Annotated in this window: 14 protein-coding genes; 6 read left to right on the plus strand and 8 right to left on the minus strand. The window is 50.6% G+C overall.

Annotation, left to right across the window (positions count from 1 at the left end; all coding sequences use genetic code 11):
• Positions 1–34 precede the first annotated feature (34 nt).
• Positions 35–1,132, plus strand: a complete 1,098-nt coding sequence (locus BCF53_RS02980) for an ABC transporter ATP-binding protein (protein WP_132699752.1) — start codon at positions 35–37, stop codon at positions 1,130–1,132.
• A gap of 27 nt (positions 1,133–1,159) precedes the next feature.
• On the opposite strand, the gene gcvA is transcribed toward BCF53_RS02980, so the two are convergent.
• Positions 1,160–2,038, minus strand: coding sequence for a transcriptional regulator GcvA (gcvA, locus tag BCF53_RS02985; RefSeq protein ID WP_132699754.1), 879 nt, complete (start codon positions 2,036–2,038; stop codon positions 1,160–1,162).
• Between the two features lie 318 nt (positions 2,039–2,356).
• Here gcvA and BCF53_RS02990 point away from each other — a divergent pair, with 318 nt between their 5' ends.
• Together BCF53_RS02990 and BCF53_RS02995 are read left to right on the plus strand one after the other, a co-directional pair.
• On the plus strand, positions 2,357–3,061 hold the full coding sequence (locus tag BCF53_RS02990) for a tyrosine-protein phosphatase (RefSeq protein ID WP_132699756.1): 705 nt from the start codon (positions 2,357–2,359) through the stop codon (positions 3,059–3,061).
• Complete coding sequence (locus BCF53_RS02995; RefSeq protein ID WP_132699758.1) at positions 3,054–4,793, plus strand: ABC transporter ATP-binding protein; 1,740 nt, start codon at positions 3,054–3,056, stop codon at positions 4,791–4,793. The genes BCF53_RS02990 and BCF53_RS02995 overlap by 8 nt, the downstream gene beginning before the upstream one ends.
• A 4-nt stretch (positions 4,794–4,797) precedes the next feature.
• Here BCF53_RS02995 and amrB read toward each other — a convergent pair whose 3' ends face one another.
• The 3 genes from amrB to BCF53_RS03010 all read right to left on the minus strand — a co-directional run bounded on the left by amrB (position 4,798) and on the right by BCF53_RS03010 (position 9,782).
• Positions 4,798–5,580, minus strand: coding sequence for an AmmeMemoRadiSam system protein B (gene amrB / locus BCF53_RS03000; RefSeq protein WP_132699760.1), 783 nt, complete (start codon positions 5,578–5,580; stop codon positions 4,798–4,800).
• A gap of 160 nt (positions 5,581–5,740) precedes the next feature.
• The gene (locus BCF53_RS03005) at positions 5,741–8,188 is read right to left on the minus strand and encodes a DUF294 nucleotidyltransferase-like domain-containing protein (protein ID WP_132699762.1); all 2,448 of its coding nucleotides are present in this window, start codon (positions 8,186–8,188) and stop codon (positions 5,741–5,743) included.
• Between the two features lie 139 nt (positions 8,189–8,327).
• Entirely contained in the window at positions 8,328–9,782 is a 1,455-nt protein-coding gene (locus BCF53_RS03010) for a DUF3360 family protein (RefSeq protein ID WP_132699764.1), read from the minus strand.
• A gap of 625 nt (positions 9,783–10,407) precedes the next feature.
• On the opposite strand from BCF53_RS03010, the gene BCF53_RS03015 reads away from it, so the two are divergent.
• Together BCF53_RS03015 and serC are read left to right on the plus strand one after the other, a co-directional pair.
• Positions 10,408–11,148, plus strand: coding sequence for a sulfite exporter TauE/SafE family protein (locus tag BCF53_RS03015; RefSeq protein ID WP_165901791.1), 741 nt, complete (start codon positions 10,408–10,410; stop codon positions 11,146–11,148).
• 68 nt (positions 11,149–11,216) lie between these two features.
• Positions 11,217–12,404, plus strand: coding sequence for a 3-phosphoserine/phosphohydroxythreonine transaminase (gene serC / locus BCF53_RS03020; RefSeq protein ID WP_132699768.1), 1,188 nt, complete (start codon positions 11,217–11,219; stop codon positions 12,402–12,404).
• Between the two features lie 329 nt (positions 12,405–12,733).
• Here serC and BCF53_RS03025 read toward each other — a convergent pair whose 3' ends face one another.
• The 3 genes from BCF53_RS03025 to tauA are packed head-to-tail and all read right to left on the minus strand — an operon-like array spanning position 12,734 to position 15,515.
• The gene (locus BCF53_RS03025; RefSeq protein ID WP_132699770.1) at positions 12,734–13,624 is read right to left on the minus strand and encodes an ABC transporter permease subunit; all 891 of its coding nucleotides are present in this window, start codon (positions 13,622–13,624) and stop codon (positions 12,734–12,736) included.
• Positions 13,617–14,462 carry a taurine ABC transporter ATP-binding protein gene (locus BCF53_RS03030; protein WP_132699772.1) on the minus strand — a complete coding sequence of 282 codons (846 nt, stop codon included), beginning with the start codon at positions 14,460–14,462 and terminating at the stop codon, positions 13,617–13,619. Before BCF53_RS03030 ends, BCF53_RS03025 begins: the two co-directional genes overlap by 8 nt.
• A 48-nt stretch (positions 14,463–14,510) precedes the next feature.
• Positions 14,511–15,515, minus strand: a complete 1,005-nt coding sequence (gene tauA, locus BCF53_RS03035; RefSeq protein WP_132699774.1) for a taurine ABC transporter substrate-binding protein — start codon at positions 15,513–15,515, stop codon at positions 14,511–14,513.
• Positions 15,516–15,735: 220 nt separating this feature from the next.
• Between tauA and pdxR the strand changes: the two genes are divergently transcribed.
• Positions 15,736–17,232: a MocR-like pyridoxine biosynthesis transcription factor PdxR gene (gene pdxR, locus BCF53_RS03040; protein ID WP_132699776.1), complete on the plus strand. Its 1,497-nt coding sequence runs from the start codon at positions 15,736–15,738 to the stop codon at positions 17,230–17,232.
• Here the strand turns inward: pdxR and BCF53_RS03045 are convergent.
• Positions 17,229–19,736 (minus strand): EAL domain-containing protein, encoded by a 2,508-nt coding sequence (locus BCF53_RS03045; RefSeq protein WP_132699778.1) that lies wholly within the window; start codon positions 19,734–19,736, stop codon positions 17,229–17,231. The two genes, pdxR and BCF53_RS03045, sit on opposite strands and share 4 nt — an antisense overlap.
• Positions 19,737–20,087 lie beyond the last annotated feature (351 nt).

Below are 20,087 nucleotides of genomic sequence, written 5' to 3' on the forward strand. Positions count from 1 at the left end.
CAATCCTTTTTATAATTATTAAAAGAGAGCAACCATGGCGAAGGTAACCATAAAAAATTTAGTTAAAGCCTACAACGACGACGTTATCGTGAAGGGCATTAACCTTGAGATTAAAGACGGCGAATTTGTTGTGTTAGTCGGCCCAAGTGGCTGCGGGAAGAGCACCACCCTGCGCATGATTGCCGGACTGGAAGATATCAATGAAGGCGAGGTAGAAATTGGTGATCGCTGCGTTAATGATTTGCAGCCACACATGCGTAATATTGCCATGGTGTTCCAGAACTATGCGTTGTACCCACACAAAACGGTGCGTGAAAATATCATCTTTGGCCTGAAGAAAACCAGGGTATCACGGCAGATCATTGATGAGCGCCTGGCGCATATTTCAACCATGCTGCAACTGGAAAACCTGCTGGATCGCAAACCAGCCGATTTATCCGGTGGACAACGACAGCGGGTTGCCATGGGCCGGGCACTGGCGCGCGATGCCGATGTTTATCTGTTTGATGAACCCCTGTCTAATCTGGATGCAAAATTACGCCATCATATGCGTACCGAAATCGCCAAAATCCACAAGCGGGTGCAGACAACCTCCATCTATGTCACACACGATCAGGTCGAGGCCATGACGCTGGGTGACCGTGTCGTCGTCATGCAGGCAGGTCAGATCGAGCAGGTGGGAACGCCAATGGATATCTATCTGAACCCACGGAATATATTTGTCGCCACCTTTATCGGCTCCCCCTCCATGAATCTGCTATCAGCTGTTTATGACGCTCAACAACAGGTCTTTAAAATCAATGATGCCTCAGTGTCAACAGAATTACTCAGCCAGGTGAACACCGCAAACCTGAAAGACGGCGACCAGGTTAAGATTGGTATTCGCCCCGATTTCTTTGACGATGAGCGCTTCACTCAGGACACCGAAGACTACTGGCAGCTGAAAAATATTATGGTCGATCTGGTTGAGCCTCTGGGCTTCGATAAAGAAATTTCGTTCCATATTGGTGGTCAATACGTCAAAGCCCGCCTGGATCTGCGCAGTGATATTCAGGAAGACGATCCTATTGACCTGGTGGTTGATCCAAACCGGGTGCTGGTTTTCGATGCCGAAACAGGCGAGCGCATCTGATGATCAACAGCGAATGCCTGGACGGTACTAATTTAATTTTCTGTATATCCAACTGCTGAATGCATCCATTGCCGGGCTTCTCGGTCTGTCTTCATGGGTTACCAGGTAATAGGCTTTGGGCAATTCCATTTCCAGCTCCATAGGTGCCATCAGCAAACCTTCTTCTATTTCGGGAGCGATCAGTTCAACATCAGTTAGGGCGACACCAATGCCTGCTTTAGCCGCATGAACCGCCAGTGCGCCATTGGCAAAGTTGACGGCTCCCTGAGAAGGCTGATAGTCGGTATGACTTAAGCTGAACCAGCGCTGCCAGTCATCAGAGCGGTTTCGAACCTGCAGCAGCCGGAATTGCAGCAGGTCTTCCGGGTCCATCACCCGCTCCATCTCCAGTAGTTCCGGCGCGCACACCGGAATGACGGAAGCGCGCCGTAATAAGGTTGAACTCACGCGATCCCAATCACCATCGCCAAAATAGATGGCCATATCCACTTCGGTTTGAGTGAAATCTATTTCATCTATAGCTGCAATAAATTCGATTTCGATATCCGGGTGCTTATCCGCAAAATCGGCGAAGCGCGGCAGCAACCAGCGCTCCAAAAATAATGGAGAAACCGCCAGTTTCAGCTCGCCACTGGCATAGCCTCGAATCGCCCTGTCGGTGGCGGCTTCCATACGCAGGAAGGATTTCGTGACGCCCTCCAGGTAAGACTCACCCACGGCCGTGAGAATAATCTGCCGGGTTCTGCGCTCAAATAAAGGCAAGCCCAAAAAAGCCTCCAGTGACTTAATCTGGTGACTGATGGCGGACGGTGTAACAAACAGCTCTTTGGCGGCGGCCTGAAAACTACCGGTTCTGCCGGCGGCTTCGAACGCCTGTAAAGCCTTTAACGGAGGAAGGTTGGTCATTGCGAACTCATGAGTGAAATTATTTCATCTATGAAAACAAAAATAATCGTTTGTTACCCCTGGGTCAAATTTCTACACTGACTATTACTGATTCAAATTGAGCTTATGTGTGCAGGCGTTGATTAAACGCAGGCTCCACCCGCTCAGTTAAATCGGTTTCTGGAATTTATACACTCGTTTTGTTGGCCCACCCTGTTGTGGGCATTTTTTTGTCTGAACGCAACATAATCCCGCCTGATGCCTAAACTTCTGCCGCCGAACTGTTCAGCGAACGGCTTTGCCACTAAACTACCGGCTGATTTTTATTTTGACTTGTAAATGGCTAATTACCTGAAAAAGAAGTACATCGCTATGCAGGAAACATGGGGCGATGGCATTAAAACCCGAAAGCAGCGATTCTTTGCGCATTTGGATGCGCATTTAGGCGATCACGCCTTTTTTCGCGTGCTGTGGACCAATTTACACCAGCTGGGCGATAACGCCTGGCGCTGCAATCAGCCCTCCCCCGGTCAGGTTAAACACCTGGCAGATTTAGGCATTAAGAACATCGTTAACCTGCGTGGCCCAAGCCGCTGGGGCTCGTATGCCCTTGAGCGGGAAGCCTGTGAAAAATACGGTATAAAGCTGATCAATCACCGCATGTACTCGCGCAGAATGCCTAAGTTTGAAGAGCTGGTCGCCACCAAGGCGATGTTTGAAAGCCTGGAAGGCCCTACCGTCTTTCACTGTAAATCGGGTGCCGACCGTGCCGGCATTTGCTCGGCACTTTATTCACTGATGATCCTCCAGCAGCCCATTGAACAAGCCATAAAGCAACTCAACATTAAATACCTGCATGTGAAGCACTCCAAAACAGGCCGCCTCGACCACTTTCTGGAGTCTTACCAGCAGTTCAACAGCAAAACACCAACAGACTTTATGGAATGGGCCGAGCATCACTACGATCGCGACAAGCTCACCGAAGAGTTCCACAGCAACAAGTGGTATGACTTTTTAGTCGATAAGGTTTTACATCGTGAGTGAACAGGCATCCAGCCGCCAGCTGCTCAGTCAGCTTTGGCACAAGTACGTTAAAAAGCACCGCATCAAGCTGACTATCGCGGTATTTTTCATGCTGCTCGAAGGCGCAGCCTACTGGGTTTTCGTCAATCAGTTGCGGCCACTATTCGACAGTATCTTTGTCGCCGGCAATGAAGCCAAAATATGGGGCGTGGCCCTAGCCATTTTTGGTGTCTTTATGGTGCGCGGCTTTGGCTCCTTTATTCACCGTTCACTGACCGCGAAAACGGGTATCGAAGTTGTCTCCGAACTGCAGCAGGATCTCACCGGCCACCTGCTGAAGCTGGATATGGACTACTTCAACAAGAACTCGCCAGGTGGCCTTATCGAGCGGGTTCGTGGCGACACCCAGGCACTGCAGGCCTTTGCCAGCACAACACTGATAACGCTGGGGCGTGACCTGTCCAGCTTTGTTGCGCTATTGATTGCCGCCATTAATATTGATGCTACCTGGACAGCGATTCTGTTCGTCGGCGTACCACTATTGATACTGCCCATGCAGATCTTGCAGCGGTTGATCCGCAATCAATCCCGAAAGGCACGTCAGGCATCAGCCAATTTATCCACCCGGTTGGATGAGATCTTTCACGGCATCAAGGCCATTAAGCTCAATAACCTGGCCGACCATGAAAACGAACGCTTTGCGGATGGTTTAAGCCTGTTTGTGAAGCGGCAGCTTAACGCCGCTTACAGCAAAAATGCCATGCTCTCGACCATTGAGATAGTCGCCGGCTTCGGCTTTGTAGCCATCATCTACTTTGGCGGTCAGGAGATCATCGCCGGGGAAAAAACTGCCGGTGAATTCATCACCTTCTTCGTCGCCATTGCCATGCTGCTTGACCCATTGCGCCGCTTGGCCAGCATTTCCGGCGCGATGCAGGGCGCACTGGCGAACCTGGAGCGCATCCAAACCATCTTTGTACAGACCCCAATGGAGCGACCTGAGCCGGTAGCAGAAAAACTTAACAACCCTCTCGGTGATATCTGTTTTGATAACGTCACCTTCAGCTATGGCGATGTGCCGGTATTGAAGAACCTTTCGTTTGTGGCACCCGGCGGCAAAACCACCGCCTTTGTTGGCCCAAGCGGAGCCGGTAAGTCAACGCTCTTTAATCTGCTGACGCACCTGGAAATCCCTGCTGAGGGCAACATTACGATTGGCGGCCAAAACATCAATACGCTCGACGCAAGCAACCTGCGTAAAGAGCTTGCACTGGTGAACCAGGAATCCGCACTGTTCGATGAAAGTATCCTCGATAACATCAAACTGGGCGATGTCAGCTCAGACCCAGATAAGGTCGTTGAAGCATCGCAGGTAGCGCTGGTCAGTCAGTTTGCCGATGAAATGCCCGAAGGCCTGCACAGCCTCGCAGGGCCACGCGGCAGCAATCTTTCCGGCGGTCAGCGCCAGCGTGTGATCATCGCTCGCGCGCTGCTGCGTGATGCTCCCATCCTGTTGCTGGATGAAGCCACCTCGGCACTGGATAACCAGACCGAGAAGCGAATTCAGGCACTGCTCAATGAAATAACAGCCAACAAGACCACACTGGTGATTGCCCACCGGCTCACAACCGTTATGAACTCCGACCTGATTCATGTGATGCAGGATGGCAGAATAGTAGAAAGCGGAACCCACGCCGAGCTGATGGCATTGAACGGCCACTACAAAGCGCTGCACGCAACACTGGAAAAATAGCCGCTCAAACCATCATAAAGGATGCATAACCGGTAACGTTATCGCGATTACCGGTGACCACACTGGAATTACACTGACAGATCAGCTCCGCTTTTAAGCCTTCATTTTCAGCAAGCACCAACGCGGCATTCAATGCACGGTAACCACAGGCATCGTAGCTGTTCAGAGTTGGCTTAAGCTGATGAATCTTTTCAACCGTATCGGCATCTTTGTGGCGCGCGTCATTGTCATAAAGGTGGTGACTCATATCGCTACTGATCACAATCAGCGTTTCATCACCGCCCCAAAGGGCTCTCAAAACCTCAGCTAATTGCTTGGGCGTGGCATCACCCACAACCAGTGGCACCAGGCTGAACTCCGACAGAACGGTCTGTAAAAACGGCAGCTGAACTTCGATGCTGTACTCCATGGTATGAGCATCTTCCTGCACGTGCACGCCGGCAATCTGATCGATCTGATCAACCAACTCTTTGGCAACATCAATGGTACCAAGCGGCGTTTCAAAGGCAGAGTTTGCAGAGGTGGCAATGCCCTGCAGGCAACAACAGTGTGCAGGCCCCAGCAGGATAACTTTTTTGTACTGATGCTGATGATCGATCAGCGCATGAAAGGCTTCCGCCGCGATATGACCGGAAAACGAATAGTGCGCATGCGGAACGACAATAATCTTTGGTGGTTTTTCAGTCACGGTGGTTGCAGCATTTATGAACGAACCCACCTCTCTGGCCAAATCCTGAGAATGCGCCGGATAAAACGAACCTGACACTGCCGCGTATCGAACACTCATTTTCTTATCTGCCTTTTCGACGGGGTGCAAAACCACTCACACTAAAAAGTAGTCAGCCTTTGGCCGTTCCGCCAATCAAATCCTGAGTGACCAATGTTCAAATCAACAAATCAAATCGGCCACTAAGTTTTAAGAAAATTCGAGGTCTAAAAATAAACTTTTAATTACCCACTGCTTTTAACCGATCGAGCAGACGGGCAATCTGCTGGGTGATATTTTCCAGCGTGACGCGTTCAATTTCCGTCAGGTTATGCACCGCAATCGTGTTCTGTGGCTGGTCGTTATCAAGGATTAACGTAACCTGCCATTTGATTCGCAGGTGCATGAGAAACTTGTACATCTCTTCCAGCTCTTCGGCCTCGTCTTCTGCCAAAATCCCGTAGCCGGTCAACTGCTTGAGCCGCAACAAACTGTTGGCATCGGCGATGCGATATCGCAGTGCCATTACCCGTAAATAGCCAACAATAGGCACCAGAAACTTTTTAATATCGACCCTGGGTTTTTCAAATACCGGTCGTGACTGCAGGGTGGCCTGAGCCAGGTGACGGAAAAACCCCGGGTTCTGATCCAGTGTTGTTTGCACATGGTTCTGTAACTCTGTTAGCAACTGGCCCTCGCCATAAACGGTGCGCATATCGAAGAATATACTGCTGTCGAGCGTGGTTTGTGGCTGTGGGCTAACAATCCACTGATCGAACTGCGCCTTCCAGAACGCCAGCGGGTTACACCATTCCGGGTTGCCCGCCATCAGATCGCCATTGCAACGCGCGTAGCCTATCGCATGCAGATTTTCATTGACGATTTGTGCCAGCTTCAAAAAATAATCTTTATAGGCCGGGCTATCGCTCTCGAAAATAATGGCATTATCCTGATCGGTTTTTAAGGTCTGCTCACCTCGTGCTTCACTGCCCATCACGACAAAGGCGAACTCACAGGGTGGCTTGCCAATCTGCTGCTGCGCAAGGTCGATAACCCGCACACTAATGGCGTCGGCAATGGACGAAATAATGCGCGAAACACTGTTAATATTATCGGTACTGGTAAACACCGCCTGAATCAGCAGCGGCACTCGCTTATAGATGCGCTTCAATTCTTCAATGACTGAACAGTCTTCGATTTCCTTCATCAGATAACTCAGCGAGTTGCGCTGCATTTCCAGGCATTGCTGGTTGCTGATGTGGCCAACGATCTGCCCGACTTCGTTCTCCACCAGCAAGTGAGATACGTGTTCTTTTTTGAACTTCAGCACCGCTTCAAACAGCAATGCATCTTTATTAATGGTTTTAATGGGCGAGGTCATAATGTAGGAAACCGCGCGGTCGGAAAACTGCGGCTGCGCTAACACCCGGGCACGCAGGTCGGTATCGGTCACCACACCAATAACACTGTTCTCACTTTTCACGCAAACAAACTTGGTTTTATGGTCCGTCATTAATTGCGCGGCGTCAGTTATGTGGGTGTTGAGGGAGCAGTAGGCATTTGGCCGCACCAGGTTATTCACCGGCTGATTCATCATCTGCAACGAAAGCTGAATATCATCGGCAAAGCGTTCGGCATCCAGACGCAACCGCTTCTGCTCGGTTACCTTCTTCACCAACACAATGTAGCCGCCCTGCGCGGCCTCCCCAACCAGAGAAACAGAAGCCACGACGGTTTCACGCCCGGCCTTGGCGTTCAATAACTTCAATTCAAATGAGCTGGTTTGTTTTGGGTCATCAATACCGGATACCAACTGCTGCCAGTCTTCACTGAAAACATGGGATACATCCTCGCCCACAATATCGTGGCCGGGTTCCAGGTTCAGCGAATCAAGAAATTTACTGTTGGCGTAAACGACCTTTTCGTTCACCACCATCAGGGTGCCTTCAGAGGACGCCTCAACCAGGCTTTTGTATTTTTGCAGGCTTTGCTTCAGTTGCTGCTCGGCCAGCTGACGGCGCTGCTCAATACTGTTTGTTTGCCGCAGTACATAAAACAAAACCAGCGTCGTAAAGCCAACGATGAGCAACGAAATAACCAGCAGACGCTGCTTCAGGTTACGAATCTCCGCGTCAACGTCGTCCAAATAAATACCAGTACCGACAATCCACTGCCACTGCGGAAAGCCTTTCACATAGCTGAGCTTGGGCACGACACGGGTATCGTCGTCCTTCCATTGCCAGTAGTAGCGGATAATGCCCTCCCCCTCGCTGGCGACCAGTTCTGCAGCATTTTCAAACAGTTTGTTTTCATGATCGTCTGTAAAGCCCGCGAGATTGGTCTGCAACAGATCTGGCCGGTACGGATGCATGATCATGGTCAGACCTTCAGAGATCACCCAAAAATAATCTTTCTGCTCCTTGCCATAACGCATATTGCCAATGTGATCGGCGGCCTTTTGCTGGGCTTCTTCCAGGCTATATTCGCCATTCAGGTGTGCCTGCTCATACTCTGCCAGCACACTCCAGGCGGCGTTGGTCAGCTCGATAATGGTTTCCTGTTTTTTATCCATCATGCTGCGTTCAAACATCGGGATAATGATGACAAACAGCACAACAACGAACATGGCAATAGCGGCGATGGTGGGAATAACAATGCTGTAAATAAAACGCTGGTTATGATTATTCATAAACTCTCTGTTTAGGCTGGCAGTGCGGAACAGGTTTGGCGTTCTATGCTAAAGCGCACCGGCTAATTAGCAAGAAAAGCAGGTAAAAAAATACCCGCGTCATTTGCATGAGGCGGGTACCCTATTGAACAGGCGTTTGTTACAGCAGTGCAGGAATGCCCGGCAGCTGACCAACCAGGGCAAGAGAACCAACACACACGACAAAGGCTGCGCCCGGAATCAACAACTTGTCTTTCAAAGACAGCTCTTTGGCACGTTCAGCGTCGCCAATCAAGCCCATGTTGTCGAGCAGCATGGTGGTTGCCCAACCAAACACCGGGTTGACGAAGGCACAGGCAAAAATACAGATGCCGGCACTGAGTGAATCTTTGTGCTTATGCACCATCTGCATGCCAGCTTCAAGCAACGGCAGGAAAACACCTACGATCAGCGCTACACGCAGTACCGGTTCCCACATGGCCAGATCCATCGGGTAACCCAAGACCGCCGCCAGAATGCACAGAATACCGGTCAGCAAGGCGCCACCGGGAATCGGGCGTTTGGCAATCGCTGCCGGAATCATATAAGTACCCCAGGAGGAAGCCAGGTTACCACCCCCCAGAACCGCACCGACACCCTGACGGATTGAAGAAACCATCATGGTGTCGTCCACATCCATCAGCACGCCTTTGGCTTCACGCGGGTAGTTCAGTTCCTGGAAAACACGGTGACCCATGTAATCCGGAGACCACATCGCAACCGCCAGAATGGCAAAAGGAATCACCGCAACGAAATGGCCGAGGTTGGGTAAACCCAGTTGCCAGCCGGTATCTTCACCCCACCAGTACATTGGGCTCAGCGGTGGTAAGCCCGGTGCGGTCGAGAATTCGAAGTGTGCGCCCATGGCATAGGCAACAATACCGGCAATGGCCGAGCACAAAGGAATCGCTAACCAGCGCTTATTAATTTTTGCTAAGTACGCATAAATAGCCAGCGTAATGCCGATCACAGCAAACGAAATATAACCTTGATCCGCCGAGGCAGCCCACGCTTCAGTCGCGTTAATTTGTGCGATCAGGCCAACGGCGCCTAAATAAATAAGCAGACCGCCACGAACACCAACGCCGGTAAGCGTCATCAGCTTCGACCCACCCTTGGTATAGGCAAGCGCAAGTCCGAAGACACAAACCATAATACCGAGCGCCAGCGGGTGGCCACCGGCCGCCGCAATTAACGGTATCAATGGAATCATTGGCCCGTGTGTGCCAGCGAGGTTGGCATTCGGGTTAAGAATGGCTGAGAAAAGAATAACGAACAGGCCGCCGGCAATCAGCAACTCGTAACGAACGTTTTCTGCAACAAACTCGGCAGAAAGACCGAACTGCGCTGCAAACACGGCAACCATGGCCGTCACCATCACAACCTTACCGATTGTGGCAGCCAGTGCAGGGACCCAGTCTTCAATTTCAATATTGTAATCTCTAAACGGCAGGTGCACGCCCCAACGTTTAAAGCTCATGATTTTAAGTTCGTTGTTGAGATAGGCCTCTCTGCTCTCGAACTCCGAGGCTTTTTTACGAACCTCTCGATACTCCGGCTGACTATGCTCAGTCATCAATAAATACTCCATTGCTGCTTAGGGTTGTTGAACAGCGCGCCACAGAGACTCTTGTCAAAGCTTTGCTACTGTTCCCTGAACCGGGCGTTCGTCCCGTATTCAGGTGTTGATAAAAAAACACCTCTGTCGAAAAGGCTTTAGCGGTACGCAACAATCTCACTTAGTTTTTTATAATTTTAGGTAATGCTTAAAGGTCAGCAAAACGTCAACTAAGATACAGAAAAACGAGCCCATTTGATTGACTTGAAAACATTGACTGCAAACTATTTATTTAAATTAACTCACTAAAAACAAGCATTTAATTAGTAGATTTTCTTTATGACAACAACCAAGAAGCTAGGCTGATAATCATAATAAAATTGATAATTTATTTTGATTTTGTAAGCCCTTACGTCATTGACTAAGTAACACCCGTTGTTTTAATCCCCCTAACCTGAAAAGACAAAGCTGGCGCATTCAGGTGGCTTTTTATGTCCTTATTCCGGGCCAGAAACGTCTCCGCTGTTTACAGCAACAGAAAAGACCACTGGCACTATGGATAAAAAAAAGTGGAACTAACTGGACCCTAGTCACCGCATCATACTCAAGAGGTTATTAACACTTACCAGAGTTGTGAATTGCCTTGAACGAGACCATCTGGAACCTACTCCCTATCGTAATCTTCGCCGGCCTTTTACGCGGCTATGCTGGCTTTGGTTTTGCCGCCGTTGCCATTGTCGGGTTCAACTTTTTTCTGCCGCCGCAACAGGGTGTGCCGGTGATTCTTGCATTGGATGTTCTGTGCAGCGCGGGGCTCTGGCAGCAGGCAAAAAAACAGGCCGACATTCCAACTTTTAAACTGTTGGCCCTCGGTGCCATTCTGGGGATTCCTGTCGGTCTGGCGTTACTGATCTTTATACCGGAGACCACCCTCAAGCTGCTCATCTGCATCGCCATTCTGCTGTTCACTCTGGCCCTGCTATTTGACTTGCGCGTTAAAAGCACTGAAACGCTGAAAACCAAGTTGGCCTTTGGTCTGGCCAGCGGCATCGGTACGGCAGGGGCATCCGTGGGTGGCCCGATGATTCTCAGCTATATGCTTTCCAGCAAACTCAGTTCCGTAGTGCAGCGCGCCACCATGATTCTGTTTTTTATGGTCAGCGAAACGCTGGCACTGATCGCCATCGTAGCGAGCGGCCTGATCAGTTTTGAAATCGCCAAGTTGCTGGCCATTCTGCTGCTGCCAACCATGCTGGCCGTGCGTGCCGGCCAATGGCTGTTCAACCGTAAGCCACCAAAGTCACTGAAACATTTTGCGTTACCCATCATGGGGCTGGCAGCGCTACTCGGCATTAGTGCCTCCATCGGCGCTCTGCTGCAGTAGTTAATAAAGTGTTTACGCACCGGCCTGCCGGTGCTGTTTTGTTCAAAAAAAGAATTAAGGAATGCGTTATGAATAGCCATCAAAACAACCTGAGTCACCCTGCTCTGGCCGGCTCTCTGGCAACAAACAATCCGCAGGTCATTAACTTCAGTCCCGGCCCAACGTCACTGCCAAAGCCGGTTGAAAGCGCCATTGCAGCACTCTTTACCATGCCCGGTTTAACCAGCCTGGCAACCTCTCACCGTGCGCCAGAGTTTGTTGAACTGCTGGCAAATACCGTTGCACTGTGCCGTAAGGTAATGAACATACCGGAAGATTTCGAAGTTCTGTTCACCCACGGCGGCGGCCACGGGCAGTTTGCAGCGGTACCACTGAACCTGTGCAAAAACCCATCCGATGTGGCCACCTATGTCATTAACGGCACCTGGTCGGCACGCGGCGCAGAAGAAGCCAGCCGCTACTGCAGCGTAAAAACGATCGACAGTGCCGACCCGGTAACAGGCAAGTACCAAACGTTCCCTGAGCTGACAGAAGAGAACATAGATCCGAACAGTAAGTACCTTTACCTCTGTTCCAACGAAACAGTAAACGGTATTGAACTGTTCCGTCTGCCTAAACTACCGGAGTCACGCAAACACATTCCACTGGTGGTTGATGCCAGCTCCGATTTCAGCACCAAACCGATTGACTGGCATGGCGATAACATCGGTGTACTGTTTGCCTGCGCTTCGAAAAACATCGGCCACCCCGGCCTGACGATGACGGTCATCCGCAAAGACTTGCTTGGTGGAGGCAAAGCCTCGCCGCTGTGCCCGGGTGTATTCAACTATACAACCAACAGCGAAGCCGGGAATCTTTGGAATACACCGGCCACCTTCAACATCGAAGTCGTTGGGCTGTTAATGGCATGGCTGGATAAAGAAGGCGGCGTCGATGCGTGCGAAGCCCGCTCCATCGCCAAGTCATCGGCGCTGTACACGGTCATCGATGCATCAAACGGCTTCTACAGCACCCCTGTAAGCGACAAAGCACTGCGCAGCCGCATGAACGTGCCGTTCAATGTGAAGGGGGGTGACGACGCGCTGACCAACCAGTTTTTAATTGAAGCCTGGGAGCAAGGCATGGTGGGCTTGCGCACACTCACACCTTTTGGTGTCGGCGATTACCTGCGCGCCAGTTTGTACAATGGCGTAACCGAAGCCGAGGCACTCACTCTGGCAGCCTTTATGAAAAAGTTCGCTGCTGAGCACGCTTAACCAATCTGGCACTGCAACATTAGCAAGCCGCCGCTGTTAAAGCCGGCGGCTTTTTTATGCCTATCGCGACACCTTAAACCCCGGCCTTAAACGGCCGACAAACGTTCACAGCAAGGCGTTTTTCGCCCCAGTTCACAGACGCCCAGCGGGCTCAAATAAAAGCCCCTAAGTTAGGGAGCCAACCTGGCAAGTATAAACACAGCTAATTGAAAGCGTTAGGGCTCGCGTAGAGACCCGAAGAAAATAACGACATAAGAAGCAGTCTTTCAGGCAATAAAAAAGCCCTCGACCTTTTCAGGCCGAGGGCTTTCAGCATAAATTTTCCGGGGTTAGTTCTTACCTTTCCAGGGCACAAACTTGGTTTCCAGGTAACGCATAAGCATGTCGAAACCAAAGGCAATCACACCAATAATCAAGATGCCGGCGATGACCACATCGGTCACCAGAAACTCAGAGGCGTTCAGCACCATAAAGCCAATACCACGCTCCGCGGCAACCATTTCTGCGGCGACCAGGGTTGTCCAGCCGAAGCCAATGGCAATACGCATACCGGTGAGAATATCCGGTAACGCACCGCGGGTAATAATCTGGGAAACAACCTGCCAGCTGTTAGCGCCCATCGAGTAAGCCACCTGAATCTGCTCAATACGCACTGCACCAACACCCGCACGGGTACTGATAACAATAGGCGAAAGCATGGCCAGATAGATCAGCATAATTTTGCTGCTTTCATCAATGCCCATCCAAATGATCACCAGTGGCAGGTACGCCAACGGTGGCAGTGGACGATAAAACTCGATAATAGGGTCGAAGATACCGCGCACAACCCGGCTGCAACCAATGGCGATACCCAGAGGTATGCCCGTGATGCAGGCCAGAAAGAAGGAACCGAAAATACGACCAAAGCTGGCCGCCATGTGCTGCGTTAGCGTCGCTCCGGAAAAGCCATCCTGAAACAGATCACCAATACGAGCAATAACATCCAGCGGCGACGGTAAAAACAGCGGTTTAATGAGCCCCGCCTCGGTGACAAAGGTCCACAAGCCGATGATGCAGGCAACTGTAACAATGGCAATAAGCCGGCTGTCGCCTGCGCCCGGTTCACCATAATAACTGCCGCTGGGTGCAGCCTTCTGCTTTAAAAAACGAGCCAGAAATCTGGACAATGGCGGAGAACTATCTTTAGCGTCCGTTGCTGAGTTTGAAACAGAATTAGTCATTTTCAGTCGCCTCTTCATCGCCGTGAATAATTTCCAGAACCTTTTCTTTCATCGCGATAAACTCCGGGTTGGCCTTAACCTTTCGGGCATCGCGGCACTGCAGAAACTGACGGTTAAAGTCCAGTTCAAATTCATGGGTAATACGGCCCGGTCTTGGCGACATAACAATTAATCGTGTCGCCAGCAGCAGGGCTTCATCAACACTGTGGGTAATGAAAAACATCATCTTGTTGGTTTCATTCCACACATCCAGAAGCAGCTCCTGCAGCGACTCTCGGGTCAGCGCATCCAGCGCACCGAGCGGTTCGTCGAGCAACAGCATTTGCGGGTCGTTAGTGAGTGCGCGGGCAATACCCACACGCTGCTGCATACCACCGGAAAGCTGATAGGTTTTGTGGTTGTGGAAATCTTCCAGCCCAACCAGTTTCAAAAACTCAGCAGCCCGGGCACGACGTTTTTCTTTATCAACGCCCTGCAGTTTTAAACCGAATTCGGTGTTTTCAATAACGTTCAGCCAAGGCAGCAGTGCGTGCTTCTGAAACACCACACCCCTGTCTGCGCCGGGGCCGGTTACCTCATCGCCAATATCCCTTCCCAGAGACACTCGCGGATAACCGGGGATGTTGCTGTCACCGAGGGTCAGGTAACCATCGGTGGGTGAAATAAACCCTGCAATCAGGTTTAACAAAGTCGTCTTACCGCAGCCTGAAGCACCGAGAGCTACAACCAGGTCGCCCTGGTTGATGGTCAATTTCACATCAGATAGGGCAGTAACCGGAGCACCACCCTGGGCTGCAGGATAGACAACCGACACATCATGTATTTGAAGTCTGTTCATTTTTTAAATGCCTGCATTTGAAGTTTCAATAATTGGCCGTTTCAGCAATCAAAGTTTTGATGCTGCTTCCGCAAAGGAAGGGTTAACAAAAACGCTGTAGTCCGGCATGAGTTCATTAATTTTCTTCTGTTCCAGCAGGAATTCAGAGGTTGCCTTCAGCGCTTTTGTAGCGGCACCTTCCGCACCACAACCCAGCCACTCACAAGAAAGCTGTTGCTCCATCGTCGGGAAGTCATACAAAGCCAGTACATCTGCCACGGTGTTGATGTCGCCACCGGTCACTTTAGAAATAGACATCGCGATGGGTGAGCTGGCATCAAACGTTGCTTTGTTATCACGGTACTCAGCATCCAGCGTGGCCATGGTCTTAATGACTTTGGCGACAAATTCCGGATCTTCCTGACCAAATTTTTTGTTCACCACAAAGCCATCAAAGGTGGGTTTACCCAGTGCGGCCAGCTCTTTTGAAGAGACCAGTACATGGCCGGTTTTCTTCAGGGTGCCCAAGGCCGGGTCCCAAATAAATGCGCCGTCGATGTCACCGCGCTGCCAGGCGGCAGAGATCGCACTCGGCTGCATGTTGATCAGTTTGACGTCTTTCTCGGTCAGGCCGTAATGCTCAAGTGCAAACAACATGTGGAAGTGAGTGGTGGAGACGAACGGTACCGCAATGCGCTTACCCTTAAGATCTTCAGGGGTTTTAATTTCGTCGGTAACAACCAGAGCTTCCGCTTCGGCAATGTTTTCCAGAATCCACACCAGCTCCATTTCAACACCGCGGCTAACGGCCGCAGCGATGGGTGACGAGCCTGCAGAGGTCATTGCAACCGCGCCGGATGCCATCGCGGTGATCGCCTTGGCACCGGAATCGAATCGGCGCCATTTAATTTCGTAGCCGGTTTCCTCTTCGAGAATTTTCTCTGCAATTGCATGCTTCCAGGGGTTAAACATACCCTGATAACCAATGGTAACTTCCTTTGCGAAGGTTACCGTGCTTGTTGCGATAAGGGTTGCAGCAACTAAGCCACGCTTCAGTGTTGATAGTTTTTTCATCATGTTTTCCTGTCTGGTCGTTTTGCCTTTTTTTAAGTTAGCCATCTCAAAACTCAGGCTATAGGGCCAGTTTCGTTAATCAATGGTCCAGCAAAATGGGGAATTAGATTGGCTAACTATTTGCAAATCATCGGCCGTGTTTCGTTTATTAATCCGTCATTTTTAATATTATTTTTCACTGATCATCAAAGTCATTCTCGGTTATTGAAGGGTTGAGGGTATGAACGATCTGTTTCTGAACATCGAGTTTAAAGCCGGTAAAAGCTACCAGCAGCAAATCCGTGAAAAGCTTGTAGAGCTGATAACCAGTGACCAGTTCGGAGATCGCCCTTTGCCATCCAGCCGTAAAATGGCACAGCAATTGGGGGTGTCCCGGAACACGGTTGTACTGGTGTACGAGAGCCTGGTGGATGAAGGCTACCTGGTTGCACATGAGCGCAGCGGCTTCTTTGTGAACCCGGAGGTGAAACAGGACTCACAGTTCAACTTGGTGCAGTTACACCCACAGCAACAGACATTCGCCCCAAAATGGAACCAACGGCTTTCAACGAAACCATCCGATTTTTCTACGCTCGATAAAGACAAAGCCTGGATGAGCTACGAATTCCCATTCATCTATGGCCAGATAGACACCAAAGACTTTCCCATTTACCAATGGCGTGAGTGCGCGCGTGCCTCGCAAAGCCGCAACAGTCTGCATGAATGGGTTGAAGATTATGTGGATGCCGACGACCCGGAGTTGATCACCCAAATACGCCAGCAGGTTTTAAGTAAAAGGGGCATTACCGCCCAACCGGATGAAATTCTGCTGACCATGGGCACTCAGAATTCATTATTTTTACTGGCCTCGCTGCTTTCAAACAGCAACACTGTCGTCGGCATAGAAAACCCAGGCTGGCCGGACTTCCACCACGCCTTCCATTACGCCGGTGCCAAAACCAAACCCATCCGGGTTGATGAACAGGGCATCAGCACCGGTAAGGCACTGAAAGGCTGTGATTACGTTTGCGTCACACCGAGCCACCACTACCCAACAACCGTCACCATGTCGATGGAGCGACGTAAAGCGCTGCTGCAACAGGCAAGCACAGATGATTTCGTGATTATCGAGGATGATTACGACAGCGAGGTCAACTTCAGCGAGTCGCCGCTGCCGGCACTGAAAAGCCTGGATACCAATGGCCGCGTCGTTTACACCGGCAGCTTATCCAAATCGCTGTCACCGGGCATACGAACCGGCTATCTGGTGGCTGATAAAGACCTGATTAAAGAACTGCGAGCACTGCGCCGCCTGAACTATCGCCACCCGCCAACCAACAACCAACGCGTAACGGCACAGTTTATTGCGCAGGGCTATCACGACGCCCACATTCGTCGTATGCGCAAAGTACTGGAAAGCAAGTGGACACTGATGGATGAAGGCCTGAAAAACAATTTGAATGACTGCCGGGTGTTCAGCACTCCGGGCAGCTTCTGCTTCTGGATTGAATTACCGGAACAGCTGCCAAGCCAGCTTCTGGTAGAGAAGGCCGCCGAGCAACGCATGCTGGTTGAATCCGGCGATAAACTGTTTGCTGGCCCCAACCCGCCACGGAATTATATCCGCCTGGGCTTTACCGCCATTGCAGCGGAAAAGATTGAACCCGGAATCATCATGCTGGGGGATTTAATCAGGCAGCTCTCCGGGAGTTGCCACCGGCGCAAAAACGCCGGCTAGTTTAAATCCGCCGTTGAATTAAAGACATTCTGACGGTCACTGACATCACCGCCTTCAGCCTGTTCATTCTCATCCTGACGACGCAGGACTCTTAAGGCCCGGCAGAATTGCCGCCACTGGCGTACGAATTGAAGCGCCTCGGTCTCCGGCACCGGTTTGCTATAGTAGTAGCCCTGAATCAAGTCGCAGCCGATACTGTTCAGAAAGCGAGCCTCACCCGGCTTTTCCACACCTTCGGCCACCACGGTTAAATCCAACGCATGCGCCATAATAGCAATGGCATTAATGATGGAGCGCACTTCCGACTTGTCCCGCGATTCAACAATAAATTGCCGGTCAATCTTCAGGTAGTCCACCGGCAGGTTTCGCAGGTAGCTTAATGAGGAGTAGCCGGAGCCAAAGTCATCCAGTGCAACCTTCACCCCCAGCTTACGAACCGACTGCAACACACCCGACTTCTCAGAGTGCTTGGTCATAATGGCGGTTTCGGTCAGCTCAATAACCAGCGTTTCTGCCGGTACAGCGTATTTTTCCAGCGCATCCTTAATAAGCTGATACACATCCTGGCGCTCAAACTGGATACTGGATACGTTGACTGAGAACTTAAAGGTGTCATGCCCGGCATCGATCCAATCGCGGGCGATACGGCAGGCTTCAAACATCACCCAATGACCGATCTCCACGATCAGGCCAGATTCTTCAGCCAGCGGGATGAATTGATCCGGCGATACCATGCCGCGCGACGGGTGATGCCAGCGCAGCAGTGTTTCAAAACCGTAGATGCTTTCATCGGTGGAATTCACCAGCGGCTGCAGGAACAGCTCAAACTCTTTGTTTTTAATGGCACTGCACAGCTCCCGCTCTTGCTGAATGCGGAACTTCAGCAGCTCGTTGAGCTCTTCATTAAAGTACTTGTAGTTGTTCTTGCCGCTGGCCTTAGCATGGTACATGGCAATATCAGCGTTCTTTACCAGCTCTTCCACACTGTCGCCGTTATCCGGGTAGATGGCGATACCAATACTGGCGGTAATATTGACTCTGTGCTCACCGATAATGAACTCCTGCTGCAGAGAGTCGAGAATGCGTTGCGCAACGCTGCTGGCACACAGCTCGTTGTTCAGGCTCGGCAGAATCAGGGTAAATTCATCGCCGCCCAGGCGGGCTAATAATTCCTCACCTGCCCCCACTGCGCGGTTTTTTAGTGCCAGAACCGCATCTGTTGCCCGCACCAGCTCTTTAATTCGGGATGAAACCTGCATCAGCAGCTGATCGCCAACGCCATGCCCCAGTGAATCATTCACCAGCTTAAAATTATCGATATCAAAAAACAGCAGGGCTGTTTTGTACTCATCGCGCTTGGCAAACGCCACCACGTTATTCAGCAGGTAGTGGAACATGCGGCGGTTAGGCAGGTCTGTCAGGCTGTCGTGATCGGCAATAAACTGGATTCTCTCCTGGTTCTGCTCCAGTGTTGAGATCATGCTGTTAAAGCAATCAGACAGGTGCCTGAACTCTCTGTTGGTATTGATCATCGGCATAGGTGCAAAGGTGCCATTACTGACATCTCTGCTGGCCACCATCAGCTTCGTCAACGGCCTCAACACCGTCTTCCTCAGCAACGCCCACAAGGCCAGAACGGTAAAAACGATAAACACCAGGGTAACTGCATAGATGTTGTTTGAAAGCACCAGTGACTGCGCATGGGCGGCCGTCTTCAGGGCGGAGTAACGAATTTGGTATCCGGCCATCGGCTGAATAACCACCCTAATCAAATCACGATCGCTGCCTTCATCAATTAACTGCTGCACCCTTTCATCACCAAAGTGGACCTTGGGCACGCCGTGATAGTCGGTAAACTCAATATAGAAACCCGGTTTATCGGCCAGGCGATAAAACTTTTGCCGGAACCTTTCCAGGCTGACAGTCGAGGCAATATAGCCGCGAAAATCCGGCTCCAGGGAGTCGTCCTCTGAAGAGCTTTGCTGCTGCAGCGCTCGGTAGGTATAAAGAGACCATTGCTTTGAATCGAGATTAAAATCAATGGTTCGGTATCTGATTGGCAGTGGAGACTCGTTGAGCAGCAATTCGGTAACGTTGTTATCTGTATCGCTCGCATTGATGTATTCACTTCTGCCCCAGCGCGCATCCTCAGAGCCATCCGGCAGAACGATTCGGATTTCATCGTACATATCGACGGCCTGATGAAAATTATCAAACCGCTCCAGCACCTGTTCCAGAAAAAGTTCAGACTTGACCTGCTGGTTTCGAACCGAGAGGTAATAGCTGATCACCCTGTCGGTTGCCAGTATCTCCAGATCCGACTCGGCCTGGCTGAGCATGACATTTATTTCGATCGCCAGCTGGTTAATCTCTGATGCCATTTCGCCGCGCATCTGGTTGACCTCGCTATCCAGCAAATAGCGATACGCCAGAGAGCCAATGATCAGCAACGGCACAACAACCAGTGGAATCATGACCAGATTAAACTGCCACTGTAACTTCATTGGCAGCCACTCACGGCTGTCATTAACTCAGAAACGGCTCCAGAATTGAGCAATGGCTTTATGTCCATATAAAAACAGCTCCAGCATTAATTTCCCTGAATTTACTTATAGTCGATCAGCGTTAAAACGCTACCGGGCTATCAAGTAATTAATATAGACATATCAGCAAATATTGCTCAAACTGTGCTCCAATACAGATCGTACTGGCAGGTTAGCGGAGTATAAAGGTATCGGCTTGTCCGCTAGCCATTCAAAAACACAAGCTACCCTTAAGACATTCGCCCTCCTTCTTGTAAGAGATCTCCTACATTTCGTGTAAACCACCGAAAAGCTGTGATCCACATCAACAAA

Origin of the sequence: Reinekea marinisedimentorum, from assembly GCF_004341165.1 — a bacterium.
In the GTDB taxonomy this organism is placed as follows: domain Bacteria; phylum Pseudomonadota; class Gammaproteobacteria; order Pseudomonadales; family Natronospirillaceae; genus Reinekea; species Reinekea marinisedimentorum.

What these genes read in the sequence shown, in the direction of transcription:
- BCF53_RS02980 (WP_132699752.1), top strand. Translation starts at nt 35, where the DNA reads ATGGCGAAGGTAACCATAAAAAATTTAGTTAAAGCCTACAACGACGAC.
- gcvA (WP_132699754.1), bottom strand. Translation starts at nt 2,038, where the DNA reads ATGACCAACCTTCCTCCGTTAAAGGCTTTACAGGCGTTCGAAGCCGCC.
- BCF53_RS02990 (WP_132699756.1), top strand. Translation starts at nt 2,357, where the DNA reads ATGGCTAATTACCTGAAAAAGAAGTACATCGCTATGCAGGAAACATGG.
- amrB (WP_132699760.1), bottom strand. Translation starts at nt 5,580, where the DNA reads ATGAGTGTTCGATACGCGGCAGTGTCAGGTTCGTTTTATCCGGCGCAT.
- BCF53_RS03005 (WP_132699762.1), bottom strand. Translation starts at nt 8,188, where the DNA reads ATGAATAATCATAACCAGCGTTTTATTTACAGCATTGTTATTCCCACC.
- BCF53_RS03010 (WP_132699764.1), bottom strand. Translation starts at nt 9,782, where the DNA reads ATGACTGAGCATAGTCAGCCGGAGTATCGAGAGGTTCGTAAAAAAGCC.
- serC (WP_132699768.1), top strand. Translation starts at nt 11,217, where the DNA reads ATGAATAGCCATCAAAACAACCTGAGTCACCCTGCTCTGGCCGGCTCT.
- BCF53_RS03025 (WP_132699770.1), bottom strand. Translation starts at nt 13,624, where the DNA reads ATGACTAATTCTGTTTCAAACTCAGCAACGGACGCTAAAGATAGTTCT.
- BCF53_RS03030 (WP_132699772.1), bottom strand. Translation starts at nt 14,462, where the DNA reads ATGAACAGACTTCAAATACATGATGTGTCGGTTGTCTATCCTGCAGCC.
- tauA (WP_132699774.1), bottom strand. Translation starts at nt 15,515, where the DNA reads ATGAAAAAACTATCAACACTGAAGCGTGGCTTAGTTGCTGCAACCCTT.
- pdxR (WP_132699776.1), top strand. Translation starts at nt 15,736, where the DNA reads ATGAACGATCTGTTTCTGAACATCGAGTTTAAAGCCGGTAAAAGCTAC.
- BCF53_RS03045 (WP_132699778.1), bottom strand. Translation starts at nt 19,736, where the DNA reads ATGAAGTTACAGTGGCAGTTTAATCTGGTCATGATTCCACTGGTTGTT.